General features: G+C 60.8%; 7 protein-coding genes and 1 pseudogene. 1 reads left to right on the forward strand and 7 read right to left on the reverse strand.

Annotation, left to right across the window (positions count from 1 at the left end):
- Window positions 1-43: 43 nt before the first annotated feature.
- Window positions 44-2779, reverse strand: a complete 2736-nt coding sequence (secA, locus tag V0R62_RS09555; RefSeq protein ID WP_028689731.1) for a preprotein translocase subunit SecA — start codon at window positions 2777-2779, stop codon at window positions 44-46.
- Window positions 2780-3134: 355 nt separating this feature from the next.
- On the opposite strand from secA, the gene V0R62_RS09560 reads away from it, so the two are divergent.
- Entirely contained in the window at window positions 3135-3596 is a 462-nt protein-coding gene (locus tag V0R62_RS09560; RefSeq protein ID WP_330103560.1) for a DUF721 domain-containing protein, read from the forward strand.
- 426 nt (window positions 3597-4022) lie between these two features.
- On the opposite strand, the gene V0R62_RS09565 is transcribed toward V0R62_RS09560, so the two are convergent.
- From V0R62_RS09565 to V0R62_RS09595, 6 genes and pseudogenes are all read right to left on the reverse strand, one after another.
- On the reverse strand, window positions 4023-4610 hold the full coding sequence (locus V0R62_RS09565) for a DUF4225 domain-containing protein (RefSeq protein WP_330103561.1): 588 nt from the start codon (window positions 4608-4610) through the stop codon (window positions 4023-4025).
- Window positions 4611-4735: 125 nt separating this feature from the next.
- A pseudogene (locus V0R62_RS26790) lies at window positions 4736-5222 on the reverse strand (Hcp family type VI secretion system effector).
- Between the two features lie 253 nt (window positions 5223-5475).
- Window positions 5476-6387 carry a UDP-3-O-acyl-N-acetylglucosamine deacetylase gene (lpxC, locus tag V0R62_RS09580; RefSeq protein ID WP_110736706.1) on the reverse strand — a complete coding sequence of 304 codons (912 nt, stop codon included), beginning with the start codon at window positions 6385-6387 and terminating at the stop codon, window positions 5476-5478.
- A gap of 112 nt (window positions 6388-6499) precedes the next feature.
- The gene (ftsZ, locus tag V0R62_RS09585) at window positions 6500-7696 is read right to left on the reverse strand and encodes a cell division protein FtsZ (RefSeq protein ID WP_028689734.1); all 1197 of its coding nucleotides are present in this window, start codon (window positions 7694-7696) and stop codon (window positions 6500-6502) included.
- A gap of 55 nt (window positions 7697-7751) precedes the next feature.
- Entirely contained in the window at window positions 7752-9020 is a 1269-nt protein-coding gene (gene ftsA, locus V0R62_RS09590) for a cell division protein FtsA (RefSeq protein ID WP_028689735.1), read from the reverse strand.
- Window positions 9021-9034: 14 nt separating this feature from the next.
- A complete protein-coding gene (locus tag V0R62_RS09595; protein ID WP_110736708.1) occupies window positions 9035-9904 on the reverse strand; it encodes a cell division protein FtsQ/DivIB in 870 nt (289 codons plus the stop codon).

Raw genomic sequence — 9904 nt, forward strand, 5'->3', positions numbered from 1 at the left:
GGCGCAAAGCGCCCCGGGATCTCAAGCCAGTGGCGAATTCAGATCATTCAATCTGACCATGGCAATGCTTGAATTTCTTGCCCGAACCACACCAGCACGGCTCGTTGCGGCCCAGCTTCATGTCGTTGCGAACCGGCGCGGAGGCCACGGCGACTTCGGCGCCCTCCTCGGCCAGCTGCTCGCCTTCCAGGCCCGGGGCGGCGGCGTGCTGGAACTGCATGCGGCTGGCCAGCTCCTCGGCCTCGCGGCGCAGGCGCGCCTCTTCCTCGGCCGGGTCTTCGCGGCGTACCTGGACGTGCGAGAGCACACGGATGGTGTCGCGCTTGATCGACTCCAGCAGCTCCTGGAACAGGGTGAACGACTCGCGCTTGTACTCCTGCTTCGGGTTCTTCTGCGCATAGCCGCGCAGGTGGATACCGTGACGCAGGTGGTCCATGGTCGACAGATGGTCTTTCCACAGGTCGTCCAGCACGCGCAGCAGGATCTGCTTCTCGAAGGTGCGCAGGGCGTCGATGCCGGCCTGATCTTCCTTCTCGTTGTAGGCGTCGGTGATTTCCTTGATCAGCCGCTCGCGCAGGGTCTCCTCGTAGAGGTGATCGTCCTCGTCGAGCCACTGCTGGATCGGCAGCTTGATGGCGAAGTCGCTGGCCAGCGAAGCTTCCAGGCCGGCCACGTCCCACTGCTCGGGCAGCGATTGCGGCGGGATGTGCTGGCTGATGGTGGCATCGAGCACTTCCTGGCGGAACTCGGCGATGGTGTCGCCGATGTTCTCGGCGGCCAGCAGGCTGTTGCGCATGTGGTAGATCACCTTGCGCTGCTCGTTGGCCACGTCGTCGTATTCGAGCAGCTGCTTGCGGATGTCGAAGTTGCGGCCTTCGACCTTGCGCTGCGCCTTCTCGATGGCGTTGGTCACCATGCGGTGCTCGATGGCCTCGCCGGACTGCATCCCCAGCGCCTTCATGAAGTTCTTCACCCGGTCGGAGGCGAAGATGCGCATCAGGCTGTCTTCCAGCGACAGGTAGAAGCGGCTGGAACCGGCATCGCCCTGACGGCCGGCACGGCCACGCAGCTGGTTGTCGATACGGCGCGACTCGTGGCGCTCGGAGGCGATCACGTGCAGGCCACCGGCCTCCAGCACCTGCTGGTGACGCTTCTGCCAGTCTGCCTTGATCTGGGCGATCTGCTCGGCGGTCGGGTTGTCCAGGGCGGCCACTTCGGCCTCCCAGTTACCGCCCAGCAGGATGTCGGTACCACGGCCGGCCATGTTGGTGGCGATGGTCAGTGCGCCCGGAGCACCGGCTTGCGCGATGATCTCGGCTTCTTTCTCGTGGTACTTGGCGTTCAGGACCTTGTGGTCGATACCTTCCTTCTTGAGCAGGTTGGACATGTGCTCGGAAGTTTCGATGGTCGCGGTACCGACCAGGACCGGACGGCCATGGGCCATGCTTTCCTTGATGTCGGCGATGATCGCCGCGTACTTCTCGTCGGCGGTCAGGTACACCAGGTCGTTGAAGTCCTTGCGGGCCAACGGCTTGTTCGGTGGGATGACCATCACGTTGAGGTTGTAGATCTGGGCGAACTCGAACGCCTCGGTGTCGGCGGTACCGGTCATGCCGGACAGCTTGGTGTAGAGGCGGAAATAGTTCTGGAAGGTGGTCGAGGCCAGGGTCTGGCTCTCGGCCTGGATGTTCAGGTTTTCCTTGGCCTCGATGGCCTGGTGCAGGCCTTCGGACAGCCGGCGGCCCGGCATGGTGCGGCCAGTGTGCTCGTCGATCAGGAGGATCTGGCCTTCCTGGACGATGTACTCGACGTTGCGGTGGAACAGCTTGTGCGCGCGCAGGCCGGCGTAGACGTGGGTCAGCAGGCTCAGGTTGTGCGCCGAGTACAGGCTCTCGCCCTCGGCCAGCAGGCCGGACTGGGTCAGCATGTCCTCGATGAACTGGTGGCCGGCCTCGTTCAGTTCGACCTGGCGGCTCTTCTCGTCGATGGTGTAGTGGCCCTCTTGGGTCACCTGGCCTTCGACTTCCTCGATGTGCTGGGTCAGACGCGGGATCAGGCGGTTGATCTCGATGTACAGCTTGGAGCTGTCCTCGGCCTGGCCGGAGATGATCAGCGGGGTGCGCGCTTCATCGATGAGGATCGAGTCGACTTCGTCGATCACGGCGAAGTTCAGCTCACGCTGGAACTTCTCGTCCTGGCTGAACGCCATGTTGTCGCGCAGGTAGTCGAAACCGAATTCGTTGTTGGTGCCGTAGGTGATGTCGGCGGCATAGGCGGCGCGCTTTTCTTCCGGCGGCTGGAAGGCCGAGACGATGCCGACGTTGAGGCCGAGGAACTCGTACAGCGGACGCATCCAGTTGGCGTCGCGGCGGGCCAGGTAGTCGTTGACGGTGACCACGTGCACGCCCTTGCCGGACAATGCGTTGAGGTACACGGCCAGGGTACCGACCAAGGTCTTGCCTTCACCGGTGCGCATTTCTGCGATCATGCCTTCGTGCAAGGTCATGCCGCCGATCAGCTGGACATCGAAGTGACGCATGCCCATCACGCGCTTGCCGGCCTCGCGGGCCACGGCGAAGGCTTCGGGCAGCAGCTGGTCTAGAGTCTCGCCTTTGGCCAGACGCTCCTTGAACTCTGCGGTCTTGCCCCGCAGCTGCTCGTCGGAGAGGGCCACCATCTTCTCTTCGAAGGCATTGACGGTGCTCACCGTCTTGAGCATGCGTTTGATTTCACGCTCGTTCTTGCTTCCAAAAAGTTTTTTTAACAAAGGCGCAAACATATCGGCAGGATCTTCCACACGTAGGGATGGAGGGCGGCCCCGTGAGTCGCCCGTGCAGCCCTGAGGCCGCATGCGAACGAGCATTCTACCCGGAAACGATGGTGAGGAAAGTGGTGGATTTCCACGATGCTGGCACAGCGCTTTTAGGGGGCCTGACTAACATAGGGGCTTTTTGCGCAAGTTCAAGGTGCGCGAAGATGAAACGTATCGCGAATGACTTGCATCAAGATCCGGCGACCGCTCGCGGGGCAAGCCCGCTCCCACGCCCGGCCACACGCTGGCGTGGGAGCGGGCTTGCCCCGCGATGAATGCCCAACTGGTAGACTGTCGATCCTGTAACCCTCTGCAGACCTCCATGGCCTACAAACCCACCCCTGCCCGCCCGCCCGCCGACCTGCTGCGCAAGGCCCGGCCACTGCGCCTGCTGCTCAACCAGGCCGAGCGCCTCGAGCACCTGCAGCGCCTGCTGGAAAGCCAACTGCAACCGGCCGCCCGCGAGCACTGCCACGTGGCCTCCTGGAAGGAAGGGACTTTGTTGCTGGTGGTGACCGACGGCCATTGGGCCACCCGCCTGCGCTACCAGCAGAAGCGCCTGCAACGCCAGCTGCAAGCCATGGAGGCGTTCGCCAACCTGAGCCGCATCCAGTTCAAGGTACAGCCGCCGCTGGTGGCGGCAAAACATGAAGGCCAGGGGCCTGAACTGTCGGAATCTGCCGCAGACAGCATCCGCGGCTCGGCCGAAGGCATCAGCGATCCGAAGTTGCGCGCAGCGCTGGAGCGCCTGGCGACGCATGCGCAGGTAAAGGATAAGAGCTGAAAGGTCCTGTATATTTCTACATTGCCCACGCGGTCCTTTGCAGAGCAGGTTTGGTGCTGAAAACTCCAGATCCGCATTGTGCCTACAGATCATAAGTAACAGCCCCTAACCAAGCTGCTCAAAGTAATTCGTTTTTCCGTTTTCCTCGGGGTTCATTCCTGGAGGGCATCGCGCCACAGTGCAGAATGGCGCCGATTAGGCACCCCCAACCTACGACGGGATTCGCGCTCAAGAAATCCGGATGATATCCAAAGAACAGAAAATAGGAACGATCAATCACACGCATATAATATGTTATAAAAAACATGTTATAGAAAAAGCATAGGAAAAACAGGCCATAGCCAAGTCGTGCACCCGAACATTTGAAGCGCAATGCATAAGCACTCCACACCCCCAAAGCGACAGCCGAGACAAAGACCAGAGCCATCATCGTTTGCCCCACTCTATCAGCACCTGCTCCCCCGTCAGCATGTCAATGCCAACTTCAAACATTATCGCGCCCTTACCCATTTCCTTATAGGCCCTGACCTTATCCGCCTGAATATATCTAAAAAGTCGCCAAGCCCCCTCTTTCAGAACCATACGGCTCAGTCCAAAGCCTGACAAGGCGATATCAGCAGCCCCATAGGCGACATTACCATGTGAAGCGCGCCCTCCGGACAATTCCGCAAACTTTTGATAGCCTCTGCGAATGGGACCTACCGTGTCGTTTCGCCTACTGATAACATTCCTGCCATTCTCATAGACATTATTGACACCATGCAGTATCAGAGGTATGCCTCCTGCAACACAGCCAACACCCAGTGATAGCTTACAAACTGCCAAGCCGGTACCTACCTGTAACACCCCAGCAGCAACTCCCGCCACAAGCTTTAAATACTCATCAACTTGCGCATAAAGCTCTCTATGTTCACGTCTCAGCGCAACTGACGCTTGCTCAGCAGTAAGCTCTCCCCTTCGAACACCCTCCACAACAGCCTTGGAGCTGGATGAGACCTCTTGGATGAACTGCACCCTCAAACCGTCATCACTTATGTATCGAGCACCAATCTCGCATGCATAACTGTTAAGTCTGCCAGCCAGATGGCTTACTTCCCAGAGCTCGCGTTCCCCCGAGGAGCCGTCTCTTCGCGCCCTGTTCAATCTCCTCCACCCCAGTTTGCATAGCCGCTAGTACCAGAGATCAAATGTTGCCAACATATAGAGCTGTAGCGAATGGCAAGGTACTCCTGCGGGTCCTGATCATTGAGCAAGACCGAGTGCGGCATTTCTATACGCTGATCAACAAGTAGCCCACCAGTGAGCTCAATGTGAAGAAATCGCTCTTGCTCACCACTAGCGTTTATCCGATAAAAAATTAATCTTGCAGTCTACAATTTCACGACTGACCAGTGCTTCCGCGAGCAACGGGGTAGACTTATCGAGATGCTTAGTAATTAAAACGGGACGATGTGTCGCCCGATCAGTGTTATCTATATTCGAGAGATTGTGCGAAAACGAGAGCACCATGATTTCATCTGTATGCCCAGCCTGATACCGATTGCCAAGAGAGTCCTGAGTTGAACATCCTGCCGAAAGCAGCCCTCGGAACCGCCCCTTGATAGCCATATATCCGTGATAAGCCATTCGCAAACTCCTTGTAGATGGACCTCACTAGACTGCACAGCCATATGCTTAATGTATGTAGGATGCGTCCGAAACATCCAAAACAAAATGATTAAAACTATGTCCGTAACGAGACGCATACAACATTTGTAAAGCAGCGCCCCCTCTGCAACCGACGACCTATGGAACTCCAGCTGACACACTGTAGTTTTCACGAAGCATAAAAAAGGCCACCCGAAGGTGGCCTTAATCACACTAGAGAGAGTGTTCGAACTTACACGGCCGCAACAGGGCGCATGTACGAGATCGGTGCCGTGCTGGCATCTTCGAAGGTGACCACTTCCCAAGCGTCCGTTTCAGCGATCAGCTTGCGCAGCAGCTGGTTGTTCAGCGCGTGTCCGGACTTGTAGCCCTTGAACTCGCCGATCAGGCTGTTGCCCAGCAGATAAAGGTCGCCGATGGCGTCGAGGATCTTGTGCTTGACGAATTCGTCTTCGGAACGAAGGCCGTCTTCGTTGAGCACGCCATCTTCGTCGACCACGATGGCATTTTCCACGCTACCGCCCAGCGCAAGGTTATGCTTGCGCAGGTACTCGATGTCACGCATGAAGCCGAACGTGCGGGCACGGCTGACTTCCTTGACGAACGAGGTGCTGGAGAAATCGACGACCGCGCTCTGGGTCTGGCCCTTGAGGACCGGGTGATCGAAGTCGATCTCGAAGCTCACCTTGAACCCGTCGAAAGGCAGGAAAGTGGCGCGCTTGTCGCCCTCTTCCACCGTCACTTCGCGCAGGATGCGGATGAACTTCTTGGCTGCGTCCTGTTCTTCCAGGCCGGCCGATTGGATCAGGAATACGAAGGGTCCGGCGCTGCCATCCATGATCGGCACTTCCGAGGCGGAGAGCTCGACGTAGGCGTTATCGATGCCCAGGCCCGCCATGGCGGAGAGCAGGTGCTCGACCGTATCGACTTTGACGTCACCGTTGACCAATGTCGTGGACATGGTGGTCTCACCGACGTTGGCCGCGCGCGCCGGGATTTCGACCACAGGGTCAAGGTCGGCGCGACGGAAGACGATGCCGGTGTCGACAGGCGCAGGCTTGAGGGTCAGGTAGACCTTCTCCCCGGAGTGCAGGCCGACACCTGTGGCACGGATGGTATTCTTCAGGGTGCGTTGTCTAATCATGGCATTGGCCGCTTCAGCGCAAATTGCGAACAGGTATCAACAAAGGCTGGGGATGATAACAGACCCGGCCTTTGCTGAACACCAATCACCCTAATACCCCTGATAAATTCCATTAATCGGCCTGACGACGCAGGAACGCCGGGATATCCAGGTAGTCCAGATCATCCTGAGGGTTGAGTTTAGCTGCCGCCGCGGCACCCGCGTGGGCCTGGTTGCGCATCACGGTCGGACGCTCCAGGTCACGGTAGTTGACCGCCGACTGCTCCTGGCGAACCGGGGCCGGGTTGGAAGCCTCGTACGCCTGCTGAGCGGTCTGCAGGGTGTTGTCGACCACCTTGACCGGTTTCTCGATGCGCGCGCCCAGGCCAGTGGCCACCACGGTCACGTGCAGCTCGTCACGCATGTCCGGATCGATCACGGTGCCGACCTTGACCATCGCGTGGTCGGAGGCGAAGGCTTCGATGATGCTACCCACGTCGGAGTACTCGCCCAGCGACAGGTCTGGACCTGCGGTGATGTTTACCAGGATGCCGCGGGCGCCCTGCAGGTTGACGTCTTCGAGCAGCGGGTTGCGGATCGCCGCCTCGGTGGCTTCGCGCGCACGGTTCGGGCCGCTGGCGCAACCGGTCCCCATCATCGCCATGCCCATCTCGCCCATCACGGTGCGCACGTCGGCAAAGTCGACGTTGATCATGCCCGGACGCTTGATGATGTCGGAGATACCGCGAACGGCACCGGCCAGCACGTCGTCGGCCTTGGCGAAGGCGGACAAGAGGCTTGCATCCTTGCCCAGGATGGTCAGCAGCTTCTCGTTGGGGATGGTGATCAGCGAGTCGACGCTTTCAGCCAGCATGCGGATGCCTTCGTCGGCGATCTGCATGCGCTTGCGGCCCTCGAACGGGAACGGACGGGTCACCACCGCAACGGTGAGGATGCCCATTTCCTTGGCCACTTCGGCGATGATCGGCGCCGCGCCGGTACCGGTACCGCCGCCCATGCCGGTGGTGATGAACACCATGTTGGTGCCTTGCAGCACTTCGGCGATGCGCTCACGGTCTTCCAGCGCGGCCTGACGGCCGACTTCCGGATTGGCGCCGGCACCCAGGCCCTTGGTCACGCCGGTGCCCAGTTGCAGGATGGTGCGCGCGCCGATGTTCTTCAGCGCCTGGGCATCGGTGTTGGCGCAGATGAACTCGACGCCTTCGATGTTGCTTTTGACCATGTGGTTGACGGCGTTGCCGCCACCACCGCCAACGCCGATCACCTTGATGACCGGACTCTGCGGGACGTTGTCTACGAGCTCGAACATTTTCCCTCTCCTTACAGTTCTCTAGTTGTCGCGCCTACCACTACTGCTTTGAAACTTAGAAGTTGCTCTGGACCCAACGCTTGAGTCGTTCAAGCACAGGGCCCTTCGGTTCATCGCCATAGCTGTTGTTGCTGCTGTTGCTGTTGCTGATACCGGTCAGGGACGGATCCTCGGACTGCTTCTGCAGCCCGTAGGTGAGCAGGCCCACACCGGTGGAATAGATCGGGTTGCGCACCACGTCGCTCAGGCCCCGAACGCTGTGCGGCACGCCCAGGCGTACCGGCATGTGGAAGATTTCCTCGGCCAGTTCCACGGCGCCTTCCATCTTCGCGGTGCCGCCGGTGAGGACGATGCCGGCCGGCACCAGGTCCTCGAAGCCGCTGCGACGCAGTTCGGCCTGGATCAGGGTGAACAGCTCGTCGTAACGCGGCTCCACCACTTCGGCCAGGGCCTGGCGCGACAGCTCGCGCGGCGGGCGGTCGCCGACACTTGGCACCTTGATGGTCTCGCCGGCGCCGGCCAGCTTGGCCAGGGCGCAGGCGTAGCGGATCTTGATTTCCTCGGCGTACTGCGTGGGGGTGCGCAGGGCCATGGCGATGTCGTTGGTGACCTGGTCGCCGGCGATCGGGATCACTGCGGTGTGACGGATCGCGCCCTCGGTGAAGATGGCGATGTCGGTGGTGCCGCCGCCGATGTCCACCAGGCACACGCCCAGCTCTTTCTCGTCGTCGGTCAGCACCGAGTAGGCCGAGGCCAGTTGCTCGAGGATGATGTCGTCGATTTCCAGGCCGCAGCGACGCACGCACTTCTCGATGTTCTGCGCCGCGTTGACCGCGCAGGTGACCACGTGGACCTTGGCTTCCAGACGCACGCCCGACATGCCCAGGGGCTCGCGCACGCCTTCCTGGTTGTCGATCACGTAGTCCTGCGGCAGGGTGTGCAGCACCCGCTGGTCGGCCGGAATGGCCACGGCCTGGGCGGCGTCGAGCACACGCTCGAGGTCGGCGGTGCTGACTTCGCGGTCGCGAATGGCGACGATGCCGTGGGAGTTCAGGCTGCGGATGTGGTTGCCGGCCACGCCGACGAACGCCGAGTGGATGCGGCAGCCGGCCATCAGCTGGGCCTCTTCGACGGCGCGCTGGATCGACTGCACGGTCGATTCGATGTTCACCACCACGCCCTTCTTCAGGCCGCGGGACGGATGGGTGCCGATCCCGACGATCTCCAGGGTGCCGTCCTCGCCGACCTCACCTACCAGCGCCACCACCTTGGAGGTGCCGATGTCCAGCCCGACGATCATTTTGCCGCTATGCGCGTTTGCCATGGTCCTGCCTCTCTCTAATTCTTCGCAACGGCGGGTTGGGCCGTCGTCGGTGCATTCGGTTCCCGCCAACCAACGGCAAGTCCGTTGGAATAACGCAGATCGATGCGGGCGATATTGGTGATCTGGTCTTTAAGCGATTTGTCGTAAATGGCAATGAAACGGCGCATCTTCTCCACCAGATGGTCGCGCCCCAGCAGCAGCTCTACGCCCGGACCGGCGCTGCCCGCACCGGTGGTCAGGAACCAGCTGCCTCGCTCGCGCAGCTCCAGGCGAGCGATGGAAAAGCCCATGGGGCGCAGCATCTGGCTCAATACCTGATACTGCTGCATGACTTGTTGCTGAGCGCGCTGCGGCCCGAACAGCTGCGGCAGGTGCTCGTAGTTGGCCAGTTCGCGCGGGGTGAAGGCCTGGCCCTGGTTGTTGAGCAAGGCCTCGTCGCCCCAGCGCGCCACCGGCAACTGTTCTTCCAGGCGGATCACCACCTCGTCCGGCCACACCCGGCGCACTTCGGCGTGGGCGATCCAGGGCATCTGCTCCAGTTCCACGCGCATCGCCGCCAGGTCGACGGTGAAGAAACTCGCCGCCACATAGGGGGCGATCCGCTGCTGCACCGACTGCTGGCTGATGTAGCTGAGGTCGCCCTGCACGTCGATCTTGGTGATCGGCCGGTCGGCGTAGGGCATCAGGCGGATGGCGCCCTCATAGGCGCCAAAGCCCGCGGCCACCAGCAGCACCGGCCACAACAGGCGCTTGAGACCGCCGAAGCTTGGCCGTGGCAGGCGCGCCGATACGGGCTCGTCGGCCACCAGTCGGCTGGCACCACGTGGCACCGGCTTGCTGCGGCCGGTAACGGGTGGTTGCTGACGTATCATCGCGCCTTGCAT

The sequence above is a fragment of the Pseudomonas carassii genome, assembly GCF_036324045.1.
GTDB classification, from domain to species: domain Bacteria; phylum Pseudomonadota; class Gammaproteobacteria; order Pseudomonadales; family Pseudomonadaceae; genus Aquipseudomonas; species Aquipseudomonas peradeniyensis.